21 protein-coding genes are annotated in these 20,449 nt (G+C 65.5%); 17 read left to right on the top strand and 4 right to left on the bottom strand.

The genetic code is table 11. The features are described 5' to 3' along the window. Positions 1-5 precede the first annotated feature (5 nt). The 12 genes from CN97_RS11410 (at position 6) to CN97_RS11355 (ending at position 11,688) form a co-directional block, all read left to right on the top strand. Positions 6-983, top strand: a complete 978-nt coding sequence (locus CN97_RS11410) for an ABC transporter permease (RefSeq protein ID WP_035711465.1) — start codon at positions 6-8, stop codon at positions 981-983. A gap of 44 nt (positions 984-1,027) precedes the next feature. Continuing rightward, positions 1,028-1,900 carry an ABC transporter permease gene (locus tag CN97_RS11405; RefSeq protein ID WP_248700089.1) on the top strand — a complete coding sequence of 291 codons (873 nt, stop codon included), beginning with the start codon at positions 1,028-1,030 and terminating at the stop codon, positions 1,898-1,900. After that, positions 1,897-2,880, top strand: a complete 984-nt coding sequence (locus CN97_RS11400; RefSeq protein WP_035711462.1) for an ABC transporter ATP-binding protein — start codon at positions 1,897-1,899, stop codon at positions 2,878-2,880. The genes CN97_RS11405 and CN97_RS11400 overlap by 4 nt, the downstream gene beginning before the upstream one ends. Further along, positions 2,877-3,878, top strand: coding sequence for an ABC transporter ATP-binding protein (locus CN97_RS11395; RefSeq protein WP_051911180.1), 1,002 nt, complete (start codon positions 2,877-2,879; stop codon positions 3,876-3,878). The genes CN97_RS11400 and CN97_RS11395 overlap by 4 nt, the downstream gene beginning before the upstream one ends. Before the next feature lie 44 nt (positions 3,879-3,922). Next, positions 3,923-5,350 (top strand): M20 family metallopeptidase, encoded by a 1,428-nt coding sequence (locus CN97_RS11390; protein ID WP_035711460.1) that lies wholly within the window; start codon positions 3,923-3,925, stop codon positions 5,348-5,350. Positions 5,351-5,876: 526 nt separating this feature from the next. After that, the gene (locus tag CN97_RS11385; RefSeq protein WP_051911209.1) at positions 5,877-6,791 is read left to right on the top strand and encodes an AAA family ATPase; all 915 of its coding nucleotides are present in this window, start codon (positions 5,877-5,879) and stop codon (positions 6,789-6,791) included. A gap of 22 nt (positions 6,792-6,813) precedes the next feature. Beyond that, positions 6,814-7,644 (top strand): DUF58 domain-containing protein, encoded by an 831-nt coding sequence (locus CN97_RS11380; RefSeq protein ID WP_242685282.1) that lies wholly within the window; start codon positions 6,814-6,816, stop codon positions 7,642-7,644. Then, on the top strand, positions 7,641-8,003 hold the full coding sequence (locus CN97_RS11375) for a hypothetical protein (protein ID WP_051911179.1): 363 nt from the start codon (positions 7,641-7,643) through the stop codon (positions 8,001-8,003). The genes CN97_RS11380 and CN97_RS11375 overlap by 4 nt, the downstream gene beginning before the upstream one ends. Then, entirely contained in the window at positions 7,996-8,982 is a 987-nt protein-coding gene (locus tag CN97_RS11370; protein WP_035711452.1) for a VWA domain-containing protein, read from the top strand. The genes CN97_RS11375 and CN97_RS11370 overlap by 8 nt, the downstream gene beginning before the upstream one ends. Continuing rightward, positions 8,979-9,917: a vWA domain-containing protein gene (locus CN97_RS11365; protein WP_035711450.1), complete on the top strand. Its 939-nt coding sequence runs from the start codon at positions 8,979-8,981 to the stop codon at positions 9,915-9,917. Before CN97_RS11370 ends, CN97_RS11365 begins: the two co-directional genes overlap by 4 nt. Then, positions 9,914-10,522, top strand: coding sequence for a hypothetical protein (locus CN97_RS11360; RefSeq protein WP_035711449.1), 609 nt, complete (start codon positions 9,914-9,916; stop codon positions 10,520-10,522). Before CN97_RS11365 ends, CN97_RS11360 begins: the two co-directional genes overlap by 4 nt. Continuing rightward, the gene (locus CN97_RS11355; RefSeq protein ID WP_035711446.1) at positions 10,516-11,688 is read left to right on the top strand and encodes a BatD family protein; all 1,173 of its coding nucleotides are present in this window, start codon (positions 10,516-10,518) and stop codon (positions 11,686-11,688) included. The genes CN97_RS11360 and CN97_RS11355 overlap by 7 nt, the downstream gene beginning before the upstream one ends. A gap of 79 nt (positions 11,689-11,767) precedes the next feature. Here CN97_RS11355 and CN97_RS11350 read toward each other — a convergent pair whose 3' ends face one another. Beyond that, positions 11,768-12,400, bottom strand: a complete 633-nt coding sequence (locus CN97_RS11350; protein ID WP_035711443.1) for a TetR/AcrR family transcriptional regulator — start codon at positions 12,398-12,400, stop codon at positions 11,768-11,770. 92 nt (positions 12,401-12,492) lie between these two features. Between CN97_RS11350 and CN97_RS11345 the strand changes: the two genes are divergently transcribed. Genes CN97_RS11345 through CN97_RS11335 form a run of 3 tightly spaced genes read left to right on the top strand, consistent with a single transcriptional unit; the run spans position 12,493 to position 14,287 of the window. Then, entirely contained in the window at positions 12,493-12,915 is a 423-nt protein-coding gene (locus CN97_RS11345) for a MaoC family dehydratase (protein ID WP_035711442.1), read from the top strand. After that, the gene (locus CN97_RS11340; RefSeq protein ID WP_035711440.1) at positions 12,912-13,826 is read left to right on the top strand and encodes an SDR family NAD(P)-dependent oxidoreductase; all 915 of its coding nucleotides are present in this window, start codon (positions 12,912-12,914) and stop codon (positions 13,824-13,826) included. Before CN97_RS11345 ends, CN97_RS11340 begins: the two co-directional genes overlap by 4 nt. A gap of 56 nt (positions 13,827-13,882) precedes the next feature. Next, entirely contained in the window at positions 13,883-14,287 is a 405-nt protein-coding gene (locus tag CN97_RS11335) for an acyl-CoA thioesterase (RefSeq protein ID WP_242685281.1), read from the top strand. An 88-nt stretch (positions 14,288-14,375) separates the two neighbouring features. Here the strand turns inward: CN97_RS11335 and CN97_RS11330 are convergent, their stop codons facing one another. From CN97_RS11330 to CN97_RS11320, 3 genes are all read right to left on the bottom strand, one after another. Then, a complete protein-coding gene (locus CN97_RS11330; protein WP_051911178.1) occupies positions 14,376-14,864 on the bottom strand; it encodes a thioesterase family protein in 489 nt (162 codons plus the stop codon). Between the two features lie 61 nt (positions 14,865-14,925). After that, on the bottom strand, positions 14,926-16,122 hold the full coding sequence (locus CN97_RS11325) for an ABC transporter substrate-binding protein (RefSeq protein WP_035711439.1): 1,197 nt from the start codon (positions 16,120-16,122) through the stop codon (positions 14,926-14,928). 23 nt (positions 16,123-16,145) lie between these two features. Then, positions 16,146-16,877 (bottom strand): enoyl-CoA hydratase/isomerase family protein, encoded by a 732-nt coding sequence (locus tag CN97_RS11320; RefSeq protein ID WP_035711437.1) that lies wholly within the window; start codon positions 16,875-16,877, stop codon positions 16,146-16,148. Positions 16,878-16,981: 104 nt separating this feature from the next. Here CN97_RS11320 and CN97_RS11315 point away from each other — a divergent pair, with 104 nt between their 5' ends. Next, on the top strand, positions 16,982-18,577 hold the full coding sequence (locus tag CN97_RS11315; RefSeq protein ID WP_035711435.1) for an AMP-binding protein: 1,596 nt from the start codon (positions 16,982-16,984) through the stop codon (positions 18,575-18,577). 417 nt (positions 18,578-18,994) lie between these two features. After that, positions 18,995-20,443 (top strand): xylulokinase, encoded by a 1,449-nt coding sequence (gene xylB, locus CN97_RS11310; protein ID WP_035711434.1) that lies wholly within the window; start codon positions 18,995-18,997, stop codon positions 20,441-20,443. Positions 20,444-20,449 lie beyond the last annotated feature (6 nt).

The raw sequence follows: 20,449 nt of genomic DNA, 5'->3' as shown, positions 1-20,449 counted from the left end.
CCCCCATGATCGTCTATCTGCTGCGCCGCATCGGCCAGAGCATTCTCGCCGTCGTCGTGATGGCCATCCTCGTCTTTCTCGGCGTCTATGCCATCGGCAACCCCGTCGACATCCTCATCAGCCCGGACGCCACTCAGGCGGAGATCCAGGCCACCATCGCGCGTCTGGGCCTTGACCAGCCGCTCTGGCAGCAGTTCCTCACCTTCGCGGGCAATGCGCTCAGGGGCGATCTGGGTACCTCCTTCGTCTATGGCCGTCCCGCACTGCAGATCATTCTGGAGCGGATGCCGGCGACGTTCGAGCTGGCCTTTGTGGCGCTCTTCATCTCTGTCCTGCTTGGGATTCCGCTCGGCATCTATGCGGGGCTGAAGCCCGAGAGCATCGGGGGGCGCTCCGTGATGGCCGGTTCGATCCTTGGATTCTCGCTGCCCAATTTCTGGCAGGGGATGATCCTGATCCTCATCTTCGCGGTTTACCTCGGCTGGCTGCCCGCAGGTGGCCGCGGGCCGACCGTTTCGGTGCTGGGCGTGCCGGTGAGCTTCCTCACGCCTCAGGGCTGGCTCTATCTGCTGCTCCCGGCGATGAACCTTGCGCTGTTCAAGATGGCGCTGGTCATACGCCTTGCCCGCGCCAACACCCGGGAGGTCAGCCTGCAGGACTACATCAAGTTCGCCCGCGCAAAGGGGCTGTCGCGCAACCGCATCGTCACGGTGCATGTTCTCAAGAACATCATGATCCCGCTCGTCACCGTGCTGGGGCTGGAACTCGGCTCGATGGTCGCATTCGCGATCGTCACCGAGACCGTGTTCGCATGGCCGGGCATGGGCAAGCTGCTGATCGACTCCATCAACCTGCTCGATCGTCCGGTGATCGTCGCCTATCTGATGCTGACCGTGGTCATCATCGTTACCATCAACCTCGTGGTGGACGTGCTCTATACCGTGCTCGATCCCCGCGTCCGGCTGTCGGAGGTGAAGGCATGACCGACACGGCTCAAACCGCGGCCCCCGCACCAAGCAAACCGCGGATGCAGTCCCCGCTGTGGCGTATCCTGAAGGGTTTTGCGGAAGATCGGCTGGCGCTCATCGGGTTTCTGGTCTTCGCGGTCGTCGTGCTGCTGGCCGTTGTCGCACCCTGGATCGCCCCGCAGAACCCCTATGATCTAGCGCAGCTTGACATCATGGACGGGGGCCTCGCACCCGGCGAAACCAGCTTCTCCGGCATGACCTATTGGCTGGGCACTGATCCGCAGGGGCGCGACATGCTCTCCGCCATTCTTTATGGGTTGCGGATTTCGCTGGTCGTCGCCCTGGTTTCCCTCGGCTGTGCCATCGTGATCGGCGTGATTGCAGGCACGGCGGCGGCCTATTTCGGCGGGCGGGTGGACACGTTCATCATGCGCATCGTCGATCTGCAGCTCTCCTTTCCCTCCATCCTTGTGGCGCTGATACTGCTCGCGCTGTTCGGGCGGGGGGTGGACAAGGTCATCCTCGCCCTGATCATCGTGCAGTGGGCCTACTATGCCCGGACGGTCCGTTCGTCGGCCATCGTGGAGCGGCGGAAGGACTATATCGACGCCGCACGTTGCCTTGCGCTCTCGCACCGCAGGATCATGTTCCGCCACCTGCTGCCGAACTGCCTGCCACCGCTTATCGTGGTAGCGACTGTCCAGATCGCACAGGCCATCGCACTGGAGGCCACGCTTTCCTTCCTGGGTGTCGGCGTGCCGATCACGGAGCCGTCGCTCGGCCTGCTGATCTCCAACGGTTACGACTACCTGCTTTCGGGCCGCTACTGGGTGAGCGTGTTTCCGGGGGTCGCCCTGCTCATCACCATCGTCTCCATCAATCTCGTCGGGGACAGGCTCCGCGACGTGCTGAACCCGAGGCTGCAGAAATGACCGCACTTCTCGATGTTCGCGACCTGAAGACCCACTTCATGACACGCGACGGCGTTGCCAAGGCGGTGGACGGGGTCAGCTTCACCTTGAACCGAGGAGAGATACTCGGGCTGGTGGGCGAGTCCGGCTCCGGCAAGTCCGTCACCGGGTTTTCCCTCCTTGGCCTTGTCGATCCACCGGGGCGGGTCGTCGGCGGACAGGTCCTGCTGAATGGCGACGATCTTGCCCAGATGGACGAAAAACGCCTGCAAGGCCTTCGCGGCAAGCGCATCGCGATGATCTTTCAGGATCCGATGATGACGCTGAACCCGGTTCTGCGGATCGACACGCAGATGGTGGAGACGGTGCTTGCGCATGACAAGGTCTCTCGCGCGGAGGCGCTGGAACGCGCGCGCGCGGCCTTGGTACAGGTGGGGATCTCGGCGCCCGATGAGCGGCTGAAAAGCTATCCACACCAGTTCTCCGGGGGGATGCGGCAGAGGGTGGCCATCGCCATCGCCCTTCTGCACAAGCCCGACATCATCATCGCCGACGAGCCGACGACCGCGCTCGATGTCACGATACAGGCGCAGATCCTTGCCGAAGTGCAGAAGCTCTGCCGGGAGACGGGCACGGCGCTCATCTGGATCACCCATGACCTGGCCGTGGTCTCCGGTCTCGCCGACCGGCTGGTGGTGATGTATGCGGGGCGCATCGTCGAGGAAGGTGAGACCTCGGATGTCATCACCTGTCCGGTTCATCCCTACACCCGTGGACTGATCGACTCCGTGCCGCATGGCAAGCCGCACCGCTCTGAGCTGCGGCAGATCCGCGGGATGACGCCCTCGCTCATGAACCTGCCCGAAGGCTGCCGTTTCCGCCCCCGCTGCCCACGCGCCGATGCCGCTTGCCTTGCGGAACCTTCGCTCCGCGAAGTTGACGCGGGTCGCAAGGTGCGCTGCTTCCACCCCCATCTCCAATCGGAGGGGCTGATCCCGTGACATCCGCACCCGTTCTCGAAATTGCCAGCGTCTCCAAGCGCTTCACCCGCGACCTCGATTTTGCCGAACGCACCGCGAAACGGCTGGGGGCGCCCATCCATGCGCCCACTGTCCACGCGGTCGATGGCGTGGATCTTGCCGTGCAGCCCGGCGAGGTTCTCGGATTGGTCGGCGAGTCTGGCTGCGGCAAATCCACTTTGGGGAGAATGGTGGCCGGGCTGCTGCCGCCAAGCGAAGGCGAGATCCGATTCCGTGGCCGCGATGTGGCCAGCCTGAAGGGCAAGGAGGCACGGGAGGCAGCCCTGAAGATCCAGCTTGTCTTTCAGGATCCCATGGCGTCGCTGAATCCCCGTCTTCGCGTGGAAAATCTGGTTGGCGAGGCCCCCCGCGTCCACGGCCTCGTCTCGCGGTCGGAGGCGGAGGACTATGTCGACACGATGTTGGAGCGCGTGGGTCTCGACCCGACGACCAAGCGGCGCTATCCGCATCAGTTCTCTGGCGGGCAGCGGGCGCGGATCGGCATCGCCCGCGCACTCGCCGTGCAGCCGGACTTCATCGTCTGTGACGAGTCCGTTGCAGCGCTGGACGTGTCCATTCAGGCGCAGATTCTCAATCTGTTCATGAAGCTGCGGGAGGAGCTGGACCTCACCTACATGTTCATCAGCCACGATCTTGGCGTTGTCGAACATATCTCCGACCGGATCGCCGTGATGTATCTTGGCCGGATGATCGAACTCGGCGATGCGCAGGATCTGTTTGCCCGTCCGAACCATCCCTATACGCAGGCGCTTATTTCCGAAATTCCGACATTCGAAGCAAAGCGACGGAGCTATTCGACGATCAAGGGGGAAATCCCCTCGCCGCTCAATCCGCCGTCCGGCTGCCATTTCCACCCCCGCTGTCCGCATGCCATGGCGCGATGCAAGGTGGAACGACCCCTCCTGAAGCCGGTAGCGCCCGGCAGGTTTTCCGCCTGCCATCTGAACGACCAGAACTGACGCTGGACGAAACCGACAGACCGACAGACCGACAGAGAGAAGCCATGCAGAACACCGACCTGATCTGGAACCTGATCGACGCGCGCCGTGAGGACTACACCGCGCTCAGCGACCGCATCTGGGAGATGCCGGAACTGGCCTATGGAGAATTCCGCTCCGTCGCCGAGCATCGCTCCATGCTGGAGGCGGAGGGCTTCCGCATCACCGACGCCCCCGCCGGGATCCCCACAGCCCTGATCGGCGAGGCGGGGAGTGGCGGGCCGGTCATCGCGTTTCTGGGGGAGTATGACGCGCTCCCTGGCCTGTCGCAGGAAGCGGGGGCCGCAGAGCACCGACCGCTCGCAGGCACCGGCTATGGACATGGCTGCGGGCACAACATGCTGGGATCGGCGGCGCTTCTGGCCGCTTCCGCGATGAAGAGCTATCTGGAGCAGACCGGGCTGCCCGGACGTGTGCGCTACTACGGCTGCCCCGCGGAGGAAGGCGGCGCCGCCAAGGCTTTCATGGTGCGGGATGGTCTTTTCGCAGATGTGGATGCGGCGATCACCTGGCATCCTGCCTCGATTACGCGGGTGGACGACGCGAAAAGCCTCGCCAATACGCGCATCGACTTCACCTTTCATGGGCGCGCCTCCCATGCCGCTGCCGCTCCCGACCTCGGTCGATCTGCGCTCGATGCGGTGGAGCTGATGAATGTCGGCGTCAACTACATGCGGGAACACGTCCCCGAAGGCACGCGCATCCACTATGCCGTCATCGACGCAGGCGGGATCGCCCCCAACGTGGTGCAGGCAAAGGCGACCGTGCGTTATGCCATCCGGTCCCGTGATGTTCAGGGGATGGCCGCCCTCAATCCACGCGTCCGGAACGTTGCCGAAGGAGCCGCGCTGATGACGGAGACGCGTGTCACCAGCCGCGTGCTTTCCGCTGTATCCAACCTTCTCGGCAATACGCCGATGGAGGAAATCATGTTCGCCAATATGCAGCGCCTCGGGCCCGTGCCCTTCGACGAGGCAGACCGCGCCTATGCCCGCAGCATTCAGGCCACGGTGGGCGACGCGGCGATAGAGAAAGACTATCGCCGCGCCGGAGTCCCGCTCCGGGAGGACACGCCGCTTTGCGATTTCATCGTCCCGCTGGAGGCTGTGGGTGAGCCGATGATCGGTTCCACGGACGTGGGCGATGTCTCTTGGGTCGTGCCGACGGTCCAGGCGCGCGTGGCCACCCATGCCATCGGATCACCTGGCCACTCCTGGCAGATCACAGCGCAGGGCAAGGCGGGGGCGGCACATAAGGGCCTTATCTACGCGGCGAAGGTCATGGCAGGGACCGGTGTCGACCTTCTTACCGACCCCACCAAGCTCGCGCGCGCCCAGGCGGATCACAAGGCCCGGATCGACAAGGCGCCCTACTCCAGTCCGATCCCCGCAGATGTCAGTGCACCGATCCTGCCCCGGCCTGTCGATCTCTGATCCACATACCGCAAAAGCGTGGATCTCTGATCCACGCCCGCAACGGACCATGCCCGGCCCGCGAGGAATGCGATCCGCCGGAAGCCCGGTTTCTGCCGTTGGTATGCGAGCGGCAGTCATATCTTCCGCCACGTCCACGACCGGGAAAGGCGACGGATTGACCCAGCCGTTCCGGCCGCGCATTCGACCTTGCGACGACGCCACGGCGAGGCTTACCAGCCGCCGTCGCGCGAATCCGGAGAGCAGGAGAGGGGGAGCGAACTAGAGCGGCTCCACCGCAGCACCGATCACGGCCACCACCGCAGCAAGGCCGTCGCACCACTGCAAAACGGGCGTGGTGATCCGTCCTGCGGCCTCTCCTCCGTGTTCTTATACCATTCTTAAGTAGGAGCTATGAGGAGTGGCGCCGGGGCGTCCGCTCTGTCACTGTGGCCCGACACGTTCGATCTTGGGGAGGAGCGGCGTGACGATACAGGACACTGGATTGACCGCGGCGTTTGCCCCGGTGGCCTCACTTGGCCAGGAAATGGTCGAAGGTCTGATCGGCCACGAGCATCTGGTCGAGCGGTTGATGATCGCCCTGGTGGCAGGCGGCCACGTGCTCATCGAAGGGCCGCCCGGGCTTGCGAAGACGCGCGCGGTTAAGCGGTTGGCGGAAGGGCTGGCGGGCAGCTTTGCGCGTATTCAGTGCACCCCCGACCTTATGCCCTCCGACATGACGGGCACCCAGGTGTTCCGCCCCGATACGGGGCGGTTCGACTTCCTGCCCGGACCTTTGTTTCATGAGCTTGTGCTCGTCGATGAAATCAACCGCGCGCCTCCCAAGGTGCAGTCGGCGCTGCTGGAGGCGATGGCCGAACGACAGGTGACGGCGGGAGGGACGACGCGCGCCCTTCCTGATCCGTTCATGGTGGTCGCCACGCAGAACTCCATCGAGCACGAGGGTACCTTTCCCCTGCCGGAGGCGCAGCTCGACCGCTTCCTGCTGCATGTCGATCTGGTCCTGCCAGGCGCGGAGGCGGAGCGGCGTATCCTCGATCTGGTGGAGGGGGAACTGCGCCTGCCAACCCATCGCGCACCGTCGCGGCTCGGCGCGGATACCCTCCATACCGCAGCCCGCGCGGCCAACGGCGTTCTGCTGGCCCCCGCTCTCAAGGATTACATCGTCCGGCTCGTCATCGCCACGCGGGAGACGGAGGGCGGGCCGCTTGCCGGGCTGATCGAACATGCCGTCTCTCCCCGTGGAACGCTGGCGCTCGCCGCCTGCACCCGGGCGCGCGCCGGCCTGCTCGGGCGGGATCACGGGCTGCCCGAGGATGTGGAACTGCTGGCGCCGGATGTGCTGGCGCACCGCCTCGTCCCGAGCTGGCGCGCTACGTCAGAGGGGCTGGGTCCGCGCGATCTGGTACGGCGGCTCATCGATCATGTCAGGCCCTGGTGAGTCAAGCGGGGGGGTGGGAGAGGTGACGGCAAGCCGCCTGCTCGCCCTCGCTCCGCTCGCCCTGCAGCGCGGCAGAGAGGAGCGGCTGGCAGAGCGCCCCGGCCTCACGCCGGTCCGTCAACGCGGCAGCGGACAGGCGCTTCGCGAGATACGCCCCTTCGCCGATGGCGATGACCCGAGACATCTGGACGCTGCCGCGACCGCGCGAACCGGAGTGCCGCAGGTCCGTACCTTCCATGAAGAGCGGGAGCGGACGCTGTTGCTCATCGCAGACTTTCGCCGCCCGATGCTCTGGGCCACGCGTGGGCGATTCCGCTCGGTCCTGGGGGCGGAGCGTCTGGCGATGGAAGGTTGGCGGGAAGCGGCCGAGCGCGGCTCCATCGGTGTTGCCGCAATTACGGATGCCGGGATTTTCGGAGAGCGCCCAGCCCCGGGCGCACGGGGAATGGCCCGTGTCGCAGGCTGCCTCACGCGCGCCCATGCCGCCGCCCGGGAAGCGGTGATGGCGCATCTGCCCACGCGCCCGCTCGACGTCGAGCTGCGCCGCGCCGCACGCTTCGCGCCGCGGGGGGCGGGCCTGGTGGTCGCCACGGGTCTCGACCTGCCCGGTTCCGGGTGGCAAGAAACCCTTGCCGCCATTTCCACCCGTGGCCCCTTACGCTTCCTGCTCATCGAAGATGTTTTCGAGCGCGCGCCCGCCGATGGCCCGCTGCCGGTCGCGGAAGATGAGAAACATGTTATCCGCCGCGGGTTCTCTGGCCTTCCCGCGGTGACGGCAGCGCGCGTGGAAGCCCTGCATCGCCCCGGTATAGCCGCAGAGCGCATCGGCCCGGGCATGGAGGGCTCTGGATGAACGGGGAACTTGTCCAAACGCTCAATCCGCCCCGGCTGCCTGCCGAGTTCGTACGCACCGGGATGACAGACATCCTTGCGGCTTTCGGTATCGGACTGCTCATCGCGGCGGTGCTGATCTTTATCCTGGCACCCTTGTTCCGGCGGCGCCCGGCGCCCCGACGTGCCGTCGATGCGCTCGGCGAGCTGCGCGGGCTCCCCGCCTCCGACAGGCTGGTTGCCGCAGCGCGGCTGTTGGCCGAACGCGGCGTGGCCCTGCCAGACAGCTATCACGACGCGCTTTATCTGGGGGCATCCTACGATGCGGCGGATTTGGAGCGGCTGGTCGCGGATGCCTGGGGGGGGCGGCGGAATGGGTAATCTCCAGTTTGCTCACCCCTTCGCTTTTCTTCTTCTGCCGCTTCCCGTGATCCTGTTCCATCTTTTGCCGCCCCGCGAGAACCGGACGGAGGCGCTGCGCCTTCCCGAGGCCATCGCGGCAGCCGGGATGCCGGTGGCGGACGCATCTTTCCGGGATGGGTCCCTGCCCCTAAGGCTCGCCCTGTGGCTGTGCCTGACACTCGCCCTTGCAGGGCCGGAGTGGTTGCGGCCGATGCCCGACAGGACGGCGACGGGGAGGGACATCATGCTTGCACTCGATCTGTCGGGCAGCATGGAAACCCCGGATTTCACTCTTGACGGACAGACCGCCAGCAGGCTCGCCGCTGTCAAGCGGGTGGCGAGCCGCTTTGTTTCCGAGCGGGAGGGCGACAGGATCGGCCTGGTGATCTTTGCCGATCAGGCCTATGTCGCCGCGCCGCTCACATACGACCTTCCTGCGGTCGTGCGTGCCATAGACGCTGCCGAGATCGGAATAACGGGGCGTTCGACCGCCATCGCAGACGGGTTGGGACTGGCATTGAAACGCGTGACGGCGGAGCCCGCGACATCCCGGGTGATCGTGCTGCTCTCGGACGGGCGCGATACCTCCGACCGGCTGGACGCACGCGACGTGGGGCGGCTCGCAGCGACGATGGGGGTCCGGGTCCACACCATTGCCCTCGGCCCGGAGGATCTGGAGACGCGGCCGGCCGCCCGGGATGCCGTCGATATCGCCGCGCTCCGTGACATTGCGGAGGCGAGTGGCGGTCGCTCCTGGCGGGTGCGCGATATGGCGGACCTCGTGCAGATGGCCGCCGATCTGGACAGGCTTGAGCCGAACCCCTCGACACGTCCGCCGGTGATAATGGCCCAAGCGCTGTGGGTCTGGCCGGCCGCGCTCGCCCTGTTGCTGGCAGTGAGCGCGGCGGTGGCGGAGGCAACCGGTCTCTTCACCCGCCGCCCGGGGCAAGCCGCATGACGCCCTTCGCTCTTGGTGCGGGTCTGGTGTTGCTGCGTCCGGTCTGGCTTCTCGCCCTGCTGCCGCTTGCCGCGCTGGCGCTCTGGCTCCGCGCGCAGCAGCGACGTAGCCCGTGGACCAAGCTCATCGACCCCGCCATCCGGCGCGAGTTGCTGGCGCTGGAGCAGATCCTGCCGGCCCGCCCCGACAGCGCGGCGCTGCTGCCCCTTCTCATCGCGGGCAGTCTCATCCTCGGTCTTGCGGGGCCCGCGGTTCTACGGCCGGGAGGTGTCGAGTACCGCGCGCTCGATCCGATGCTGCTGCTGCTCGACCTTTCCCCTTCCGTGGCGGCGGGCCCGTCTCTTCCCGACCTTCAGGCAGCTGCGGCATTCCTGCTCAATCAATCCGAAGGTCGGCCGGTAGGCATCATGGTCTATGCCGCGGATGCTTATGTCGCCTCCGCCCCGACAAGCGACGCGGCCAGTCTTCAGAGCATCATCGCGGTATTGGCAGCCGATACCATGCCGGTCACCGGCAGCCGTCCCGACATCGCGCTCGCGGAGAGCCGAAACCTCGTGGCCGGAAAGGATGGTCCTGGCATGGCTGGCGCGGACCTCATCCTCATCTCCGATGGCGGCGGTATCGGCCCGCCAGCGCTCGCAGAGACACGGAGGCTTCAGGCCGAGGGGGCGCGTGTCTGGGCCCTCTCGCTCAACCGTGCGGCGGACGGAGCGCCTACACCCGATCGGGGCGCGCTCGTGCAGCTTGCGGCGGCGGGCGGCGGGCGGGAATTTCCGGCAGCGACACCCCGACCCCTCCTCGCAGAAATCGCCGCCGCGCGGACGGCCCGCCTCGCGAAAAGCGGTGAGGCGACACGGGTCTTTCGCGACCTCGGGCCATGGTGCGTAGGGCTGGCCATGGTGCTTGCTCTGCCACTTTACCGGAGGCGCACATGACCCCGGCCCGCATAGCGTCCCTGCTCGCCGTTGCAGGCGTCGCGGCGCTGCTCATGGCCGGGCGGGAGGCGGGGGGACGCCTGTTGCTCATGGCCGGGCAGCCGCGGCTGGCTTCGTCCCTTCTGGATGATCCCGCCGTATCGGGCGTCGCCCTCTATCAGGCAGGATCCTTTGCCGAGGCGGACGCGGCCTTCGCCCGGGCAGGCCGGTCCTCCACCTACAACCGTGGCCTTTCTCTCGCCGCGACAGGGAATTACCCGCTGTCGCGCGCCTATTTCGATGCGGTATTGTTCGCAAACCCCGCCGACAGCGCAGCGCGGGAGAACCGCGACATCGTGAATGCGCTGATACCGCCCCTGAGGGGCGAGGGAAACGAAGCGGGGCGGATCGCCGTCGTCGCCATCGCCGCAACGGGCGGAACACCGCTTGACGATGTAAGGCGGCTCGGGCGTCCGCTGGACGCGGGCAGACGGGTCGCCGATCGGGAATGGCTGGCGACAGTTCCCGACGATCCCGGCGCGTTCCTGCGGCTCCGGCTTGCCGCCGAGAACGACCGCCGCCTGTCGATGGGATTGACAGCACCGCAGGAGGGCGACCCATGGTGAGATGGCTGTTTCTCTCCCTCGCACTGCTCGCCTCGCCCGCGGGCGCGGAAAGCCTTACGCTCACCATCCGGCCCGAGCCGAGACATCAGGATCTGATCGTCGGGGAAATGCTTCCCGTCACCATCCGCGCCGTCTATGACCGCAAGGTGGCAAACGAAAAGCTGGAGATCGCCCCCAGCGACGGTTTCGACTGGATCCAGATTGCCCCAGACAGTTGGCGACAGGAGATGATCGACGGGCTGCCCTGGCAGGTCATGGAACGACACCTGGCGCTTTTTCCCCGGCGCTCGGGCGTGCTGCATTTCGGCCCGGTGCTGCACCATCTCACCATCATCGACGAAGCGAGCCAGCGCCAACCGCGGGAGGTGAAGGCCCAACCGGTGGAAATCCCCGTAGGCCCATTCCCGGCGGAGCGGGGCTGGAAGCTGGCGGCAGAGCGGCTGACACTCCGCCAGGAACTCTCCACCGATCCCGCCCATCTGGCGGATGGCGAAACGGTCACGCGGCGCATCATCCTGACGGCGGAGGGCGCGCTGCCGGAGATGTTGCCACCCCGGCCGGTGGTCTCGGAGAACTGGCTCATCACCTTCGCGGCGCCGGTGGAGCGGAAGCTGACCCTCACCGCGGAGGGGCCGATGGCGGAGGTGGTCTGGACATGGCAGTTCCGCCCGGAAACCGGGGAGCCGGGGGTCATCGAACCTGTCACGATCCCCTATTTCGATAGCAGGAGCCGCCGGATAGAGACTGTGGAAATTCCGCCCCTTTCCATAGGTTATGCGAGTTTCACTGCCAATCGCGCGGCGACAGGGCGGTTCGGGATGTGGGAGGACGCACTTTCCGGCGCCGCGATCGTGGCGGGGATCGGTGCCGGAACGGGGTTGATGCTGTGGCGAAGCGCTCCCGCCGTTGGGCGCGCAGGCTGGAAGCGGCTTCGGCGGCGCTGGTCACCCTTTCCGCGGCTGGCGCTCGGGCGTGCCGCCCGATCCGACGATCCTCTCGCGCTTCGTCGCGCAGCGGGGGCATATCTGGATGGCCGAACATCGCCAGAGATAAGGTCTTTGCTCGCCGGGCTGGATCGCCGGATCTACGGACCTGATCCACAGGGGTTTCGACCCCGGGTCTTTGCCCGCGATCTTCGTCGGGCAGCATCGCGGGCAGAGTTTTAGCCAGCCTCGCCGCCCACCCTGCCCTCGACATGCGGAGGCTTCGCGGACCGGTGTCGCGCCCCTCAACTCGGTATTGCTGCTACCTCTGACGGAGACCTTCGATCTGCGTCGCGACAATCTGATCGGCAAGGCGATGACGGCTTTCCTGCGTCTCCTCCGGCATCGGCCGATACCAGACGGACATCCAGTTCACCGCGCCGAGCATGGCCTTTGCGCCGACCGACACATCCATTGCGCGAAGCGAGCCATCCGCAATGCCCTCCTCCATCACCTGCCGGAACAATCCTTCGAAACGACGGCGCAGTGCGATCAACGCGTCCAGTGTGCCGCGTTGGCCCGGTGTCGTTGCGGCCATCCTGTGCATGTGCACACCCTGCACCACGACCGCCTCGAAAGCGACGTTGGTCATCATCGCCATCGCATGGGCGTGCAGCATCGCCTCCAGCCGCCGCACAGCGGACCCCGGCCCCGCCATCACCGGTTCGACCGCGTGAAACAGCCGTTCCATGCCCTCACGGTGCACGTCGAAGAACAGGTCGGTCTTTGACGAATAGTAGTGGTAAATCCGCCCCTTCGTGGCACCCAGTCGTCGGGCAACGTCGTCAATGCTGGTGGCGGCGAAACCCTGCTCCATGAAGCATTGCGCCGCCATTTCGAGGATCTCGATATTCCCCGCCCCATCGTCTCTGTTGCGTGTGCGTGGCTGTGTCATCCGGTCTCGGTCATTCGTTTCCCGCCGATATTGACACTGGACAGGGACAAAGGCAATCCATACTACTCCGTATGTTGTAGAGGAGAGGGGCTATGGACAGGGTAAGCGACTGGCTTCTCGTCGATCAGCGGCTCGTTGATCGCTTTGCCGATGTCATCGGCGATCATCAGTTCATCCATGTCGATCCCGAACGTGCAGCCCGCGAAGGCGGTTTCGGCGGCACCATAGCGCATGGGTTTCTCGTTCTATCCCTCCTGACCCAGTTGCAGCAGAGCGCTATGCCCCCCGGCAGCGGGATGGAGGTAAATTACGGCTTCGACAAGGTTCGCTTCGTCGCGCCCGTCAGGGTCGGAAGCCGCATCCGCGCGCGCTTTACGCTGATTTCATCGCAGGCACGCGGCACCGGACGGCTCGACACCTATGGCGTGACAGTAGAGGTGGAAGGCCAGCAGAAGCCAGCCGCGATCGCGGAATGGCACATATTGAAGGCAGAGGCGGAGGATAAAGCAGGATGAGCATCAGCTACGAAGGGCGCGTCGCCATCGTCACCGGAGCAGGCGGCGGGCTGGGGCGCGCCTATGCACTGGAGCTGGCCCGGCGGGGAGCAAAGGTGGTCGTCAACGACTTCGGCGGAGCGCGGGATGGCCGTGGTGGCTCCAGCGCCGCTGCGGAAGCCGTCGTTGCAGAGATCGAAGCGCAGGGCGGGGCGGCCTTGGCGGACGGCGGAAACGTCACCGACTTTTCGCAGATGGAGGCGCTTGCCGCCCGTGCGCGGGAGACATTCGGTCGGATCGACGTGCTCATCAACAACGCCGGCATCCTGCGCGACAGGACTTTCGCCAAGATGACGATGGACGACTTCCGCGCTGTGGTGGAGGTGCATCTCATCGGTTCGGCCAACGCGACCAAGGCGGTCTGGGAGACGATGCGCGAGCAGGGCTATGGGCGCGTCCTGATGACATCCTCCACATCCGGCGTCTATGGCAACTTCGGTCAGGCCAACTATGGCGCGGCCAAGGCCGGGCTGATCGGGCTGATGAACGTGTTGCATTTCGAGGGGCAGAAATACGGCATCCATGTCAATGCTGTCCTGCCCACCGCCGCCACGCGCATGACCGGCGACATGATGGAGGAGGAGACGCTCGCCCATCTCTCCCCCGAGAACGTTGTTCCCGCCGCGCTCTATCTCACCAGCGAAGGGGCGCCGAGCCGCACGGCGCTGCTGGCCGGCGCTGGCACGGTAGCGCGGCTCGCCATCGTGGAGAACCAGGGTGTTTATCTGCCCGAAGGCGATCGCACCCCCGAAGCAGTCGCGGAAGCATTCGGCACGCTCGCGAAGCTGGAAGGGTTCATCGAAACGCAGAACGGGCTGGATCATGTGGAGCGTATCGTCGCCCGCGCGCGCGATGCAAAACGGGCGGTATGACCATGCTTGAGCGTGCCAGCCCACACAGACGCGTTGATTATGTTGCATTCTACAGCATGGAAACGCGCTGGCGCGACATGGACATCTATGGTCACATGAACAACGTGAGCTACCTGGAGTGCTTCGACAGCGCGGTGAACCGCGCGTTGATCGCCTCGGGAGCTCTCGACCTTGCAGGCGGTACCGGGTCCATTGGGCTCGTCGCCCAGCAATGGACCCACTACTTTGCCGAGGTGACCTATCCAGAGCGCGTGGAGGTAGGTCTGCGCATCACCCGGGTCGGCTCCAGCAGCCTGACATGGAGCTTCGCGCTCTTCCGCGAGGGGGAGGAGACAGCCGCGGCCCAGGGCGGATATGTGCATGTCTATATCGACCGCGTGACCCGTCGCCCTGTCCCTCTGACCCCCGCGCAACTGGAGATGGCAGGTGGCATGACGCCCCCTCCTGACGCGGCGATCTGATCCCGGGTTGGGACAACCCGGTTGCAAGGGCCTGAAGCGAGGCTTGGCGCCTCACCAGGAGACCGTCGCAGCCCTTCCCACCGGACGGCTAGCGGGAGAGCCCGATCCGCCGCGCCAGCCAATCCGGCCGGATCAGGGCGGCATGATCCTCCCGGTCCCGCTCCACTATCGCCGAGATGCTTTCCGGGAATGGCTCCGCCCGTGGACTGCCGGAGGCACGCCCGACATGCATGAGAAGCTGCTCGCAAAGCGCAAGTTCCTGCCCCTCTGCGCCCCGCAACCGGAGAAAGACGTGCAGCCGCTTGTCATCCGCAGCGAGCAGAACCAACTCCACTTCGAGCGGGTCTCCCCGATGACATTCCCGGAAGAAGCCGATACGCAGGTCGAGCGTATAGAGCGTGGCGCCCGTTCGCTCGCGATAGGGAGCATCGACACCGATCCGGTCCATATAGGCTGTCACGGCATCCGAAAATGCGATCCCATAGGCGAAGTCGCCCATGTGACCGTTGTAGTCCACCCACTCCTCCGGCACATGCCGGTTCAGCACGATCAGCCCATGGCGGTCGGCATTCTCCATCCGCGTCTCCTCTCCTCGATCCTCCCGAAGGCGCGCCCCCGGGACGAGGGCGCACAAGGCGTCACTTTTTGACAAGCGGACAGTCACTCTGCTCAAGCGGCTTGAAAGCCTCCTCCCCGGGTATCGTCCGAAGAATCTTATAGTAATCCCAGCGTCCGGTTGACTCTGCGGGCGTCTTTACCTGCGCGAGATACATATCATGGACGAGGCGGCCGTCTTCTCGAAGATAAGCGTTCCGCGCGAACATGTCGTCGATCTTCATGGTGCGAAGCTGCGACATGACGGCCGTCCCTTCGACGGCTTTCGCCGCCTCAGCGGCCTTCAGATAGTTCAGCACTGCAGAATAGACGCCCGCCTGCACCATCGTCGGCATACGCCCGCCCATCTGCTCGCCGAACCGCTTGGACCAGGCACGGGTCTGATCGTCGAAGTCCCAGTAGAACCCGGTGGTGAGCGTCAGACCCTGCGCCGTTTCGAGCCCCACGCCATCCACGTCCGTCAGGAACAGCAGGAGCCCGGCGAGCTTCTGTCCGGCTGCGGTAATACCGTATTCCCCTGCCTGTTTCATCGCGGTCATCGTGTCGCCGGAGGAATTCGCCAATGCGATCACCTCCGCGCCGGAGGCCTGCGCCTGCAACAGATAGGACGAGAAGTCGGTCGTCTCGCGCGGGTGGCGGACGGCGCCCACAACCTCACCGCCGAGCGAACGCACCGCCTCTGACGTGTCGCGTTCCAGCGCGTGACCAAAGGTATAGTCGGCCGTGATGAAGAACCAGCTCTTCTCGCCCTCCTGCGTCATGGCCCGCCCGGTGCCATTGGCAAGCGCATAGGTATCCCATGTCCAGAGCGCACTGGACGGCGAGCATGCCTTGCCCGTCAGGTCGGATGACCCCGCGGTGGAGATCAGGAACGCCACATCCGCCGCACGTGTCACATCCTGGACAGCCATGGCGACGGACGACGTGGGCACATCGATCACCGCCTTCACGTTCTGTTCGTCGATCCACCGGCGGGCGAGCGTCGCACCCACATCAGGTTTGTTCTGGTGGTCGCCCACGATCACCTCGACCGGCTCGCCGAGCAGCGTACCGCCGAAATCCTCCACCGCCATACGCGCGGCCACCGCCGAACCCTGTCCGGCGAGGTCGAAGTTCATGCCCGACATGTCCGTAAGCACGCCAAGCCGATAAGGCTCTGCTGACGCCATGGACGCAAGCGCGGCAATCGCCACACCTGCCAATAGTGCCTTGAGTTTCATATGCTCCGCCCCATGAAATCGCGTCAGCCGGTTTCCTCCGACAGCAGGCGCGACAGAAAGAATTGATCGGCCTCGAATCCCGAAGCCCAGTTATCTCGGCAGTGGCTGTCCACTGTCCGCTTGGTCATGCGAAGGGCCATGGGTGGACAGGCGGCGATTCCGGCGGCCAATTCCCGCGCGGCTTCCAGCGCCCCTCCGGCCGGTACCGCGCGTTCGCACAGGCCGAGCCGCTCTGCCTCCCCGGGTTCGATGCGTGCGTCGGTGAAAAGCATGAGCTTCGCCCGTGCGGGCCCGACCAGCGCAGTCAGCAGCGGCAACCCGCCCCAACCCAAGGTCATGCCAAGCCGCACCTCCGGAAAGCGGAAGTAGCTGCCCTCCCCCATGACCCGGAAATCGGCGGCGAGTGCGAGAATTGCGCCCCCCCCGATGGCAGGCCCTTCAACGGCCGCAATGCAGATCTGGGGCAGCCGCGCCCAGCGATCCACCATTCGCCCCCCGGCAGCCATCGCCTCCGAGCGCGCAACGCTGTCCTCTCCCGGCTGCCAAAGGGAGACATCCTCCAGATCGACGCCCGCCGAGAAACGCCTCTCTGTCCCTGTCAGGATGACCAGATGACAGGTCGTATCGGCGGCCAGTTCCTCCGCGGCTCGGGTCAGGTCGAGAATGGTGTCATGGCTCAGCGCGTTTGCCTTGGCGCCCCTGTCGTAGCGGACCAACGCCACACTGTCTTCCCGTGTGATGGTGACGGTCGGCATGCCGTTCCCCCTTTGACATACTACGCGGTATGTTGCATGGTTGTTGCGACATTGCAAACGACTTCTGCGTGTCCGTGCACCTGGCACGTAGGGAGGAGAACGGAATGAAAGATCAGGAAAAAGCGCTCGACCGGGAGCACGCGGTGCTGCGCAATCTGCTGGACCGCTATGCGGAGGATCGCCCAGACGCGCTTTTCGTACATTTCTGGCCGGATGTTCAGTGGTCTTACCGTGAAACGTGGGAGATGGTCCGCCAGCGGGCCGCGACGCTGCATGCGCATGGTGTCCGAAGGAGCAGCCATGTGCTGTGCTTCATGGGAAACGGGCCGGACCTGCTCGCCACCTGGTTCGCGATCAACTATCTCGGCGCGGTCTATATTCCCTTGAACACCGCCTCTCGTGGAAGGCCCCTCGAACATATCCTGAGCGATGCCGATGCGTCGCTCATGGTAGCGGAAGCGGAGTTGCTGGACCGGCTGGCCGATGTGGCGCCGGGCCAGCTCCGGAAAGTGCTGGTCGTCGGCCCGGGCGAGATACCGGCCCATCCCCATGTCGAAATCCTGCCGCTTCATGATCTGGATGACGTCGATCCAGCGGTCCTCGCGCTGGAAACACCCATAGAGCCGTGGGACACTCTGGCGATCATGTATACCTCCGGCACCACCGGAAATCCCAAGGGCGTCGTGACGTCCTACACACAACTTTACACGATGGGTCCGGATGCGTTCGAGGTCGCGCCGGATGACCGCTGCCTCATCTGCGGCCCTATCTTCCATTGCGGCTCAACGCTTTACGTCTATGGGCAGCTGGCGCGCGGTCTGTCCATCGGCATGATGAGGGAGTTCAAGACGCGGGAATTCTGGCGAGCGGTACGCGACACGGGATCGACCTATTGTCTCCTGCTGGGCGTCATGGCGAGCTTTCTGCTGAAAGAGCCCGGTCAGCCCGATGACCGCGACCATCCCCTTCGTCGCGCCTTCATCACGCCCTTCGGGGAGGACGGACCGTTTTTTGCCGAGCGGTTCGGAGTGGAGGCCTGGACGATATACAACATGACAGAGATCGCCAGCCCCCTGCACGCAGGCCCCCTGCAGGGAAGCGCCGGTCTGAAGGGTATTGCCGGGCTACCCCGCCCGTGGTTCGATCTGCGGATCGTAGACGCCAATGATATCGAGGTTCCCGAGGGCGGCACGGGCGAGCTCATCATCCGCTCAAGCCGCCCCTGGGCACTGATGAAGGGCTACCACAACGCGCCGGCCGCGACCGTGGAGGCGATGCGGAACGGCTGGTTTCACACCGGCGACAGCTTTCGTCGCGATGCCGAGGGGCGGTTCTTCTTCGTCGACCGGCTCAAGGACGTGATCCGCCGTCGGGGGGAGAACATCTCCTCGTTCGCCTTGGAAGCGGAGGTGACCGCCCATCCCGATGTGCGGGAATGCGCTGCCGTTGCCGTGCCGAGCGCCTTCAGCGAGGACGAGGTGTTGATCGTGGTCACGCCGGTCGCCGGCCGGCTCATCGACGCAGAGGCACTGCTGGGTCATCTCGCGGCGCGACTGCCGAAGTTCATGGTGCCCCGCTACCTGAGGATCATGGAAGACCTGCCCAAGACGGCAAGCGGCAAGATCCAGAAGCACATCCTGCGGAGCGATGGTGTGACGGGCGATACGTTCGACCGGGAGCAAGCGCGCGCCCGCGCCTGATCTGTCGTCAGGCGCGCGCGCCCGCCCCTGCCCTCAGGCCAGCTCGTCCTACGGTATCGCCCGCGTTGTCTTTGTCCAAAGTGCTTCAGGCCCCTTGGCAAAGGCATCCACGACCCGATGGTACTGCCCTAGAGGCCAGCGTAGACGTCGCTTCTCCTTGCCAGTTCACCGGTGCTGCTGCGCGGCCCTGGTCTGGGGCGTCGGCGCGCCGCAACGCCCGCTGTCGCTCTTCCAACTGCATAACAGGGTGGATCAGGCAGCACATCCCGCGCCCGTATTCTGCCGGGCATCGCTGCGTGACCCTAAAGCGGCGCTGCGTCCGGGCGCACAGGCGCGAAAAGAGACCCAGGTGGGAGGGATGGACGCTGACAGGCACACCTGCGAGAACGAACCAGCGCTTGCGACTGGGAGAGAAGCATGTTCCTCGGCCTCGATCTGGGAACTTCGGGTATCAGGGCGCTCCTGATGGACGAAGGTCAGCGCATCCTCGGTTCGTCAACAGCGGAGCTTCACGTCTCGCGTCTGCATCCGGGCTGGTCGGAGCAGGCACCCGATGACTGGATCGCCGCCGCCGAAACGGCCATCGCAAGCGTCCGGGCAACGCATCCAGGGGAGTTCGCCGCCCTGAGGGGGATCGGCTTGTCCGGACAGATGCATGGCGCGACGCTCTACGATGCCGCTGACAGGCCGATCCGTCCGTCGATCCTGTGGAATGACACGCGCGCCGCGCAAGAGGCGGCGGAGATGGACGCGGCGCCCGCCTTTCGCCGCATCACCGGCAACATCGTCTTTCCGGGGTTCACCGCACCGAAACTGCGCTGGATCGCGCGGCACGAACCGGAGGCTTTTGCCCGCCTGGCCAAGGTTCTGCTTCCGAAAGACGCTCTCCGGCTCTGGCTTACCGGAGAGCATGTGTCGGAGATGTCGGATGCTTCCGGGACGAGCTGGCTCGATATCGGGGCGCGCGACTGGTCGGACGAGCTGCTGGCCGCGACCGGCCTCAGCCGTGTCCACATGCCCCGGCTTGTGGAAGGCACGGAACCGGGTGGCATGCTCCGCGACCGGCTCCGGAGAGCATGGGGGATTGAGGGACCGGTGACCATCGCAGGGGGTGCGGGAGACAATGCCGCCTCCGCCGTCGGCATGGGCATGGTGTCCGAGGGACAGGCCTTCATCTCTCTTGGCACATCCGGTGTGCTCTTTGCCGCGAACGACGTTTGGCGACCACGGCCGGAAAGTGCCGTCCATGCCTTCTGTCACGCATTGCCGCACCGCTGGCATCAGATGGGTGTGATCCTGTCTGCCGCAGACGCCCTGAACTGGCACGCCCGCATCTCCGGCACGAGCGCCGGGGAACTTTCCGCCGAGCTGGGCGAGACACTTCGCGCACCGGGGCCGGTCAACTTCCTCCCCTATCTGTCGGGCGAACGAACCCCCCATAATGACGCCCGAATCCGAGGCGCCTTCACGGGGCTGAGCCATGGGACGGGCCGGGCGGAGATGACGCAGGCTGTCATGGAGGGGGTGGCCTTCGCGCTGGCCGATAACCTCGCCGCGCTGCGGTCTGCAGGGGCCGAGGTGTCGCGGGTGACGGCGATCGGCGGCGGCTCACGATCGATCTACTGGTTGCGGGCCATCGCGACGGCGCTGGATATTCCCGTGGAGCTTCCCGCACGCGGCGATTTCGGCGCGGCCTTCGGCGTAGCACGGCTCGGGCTGATTGCGGCGACCGGTGCCGATCCGCTCAGCGTGTGCACCGCTCCTGCCGTGGATCGCGTCATCGCTCCCGACGCCACGCTTCGCCCTGCCTTCGAGAAGGCCCGCCAACGCTATCGCAGCCTGTATCCCCTACTCGCACCCCTTTGATATGGA

The organism is Haematobacter massiliensis, assembly GCF_000740795.1.
GTDB lineage: Bacteria > Pseudomonadota > Alphaproteobacteria > Rhodobacterales > Rhodobacteraceae > Haematobacter > Haematobacter massiliensis.
This window is presented reverse-complemented; position numbering and strand designations above follow the sequence as displayed.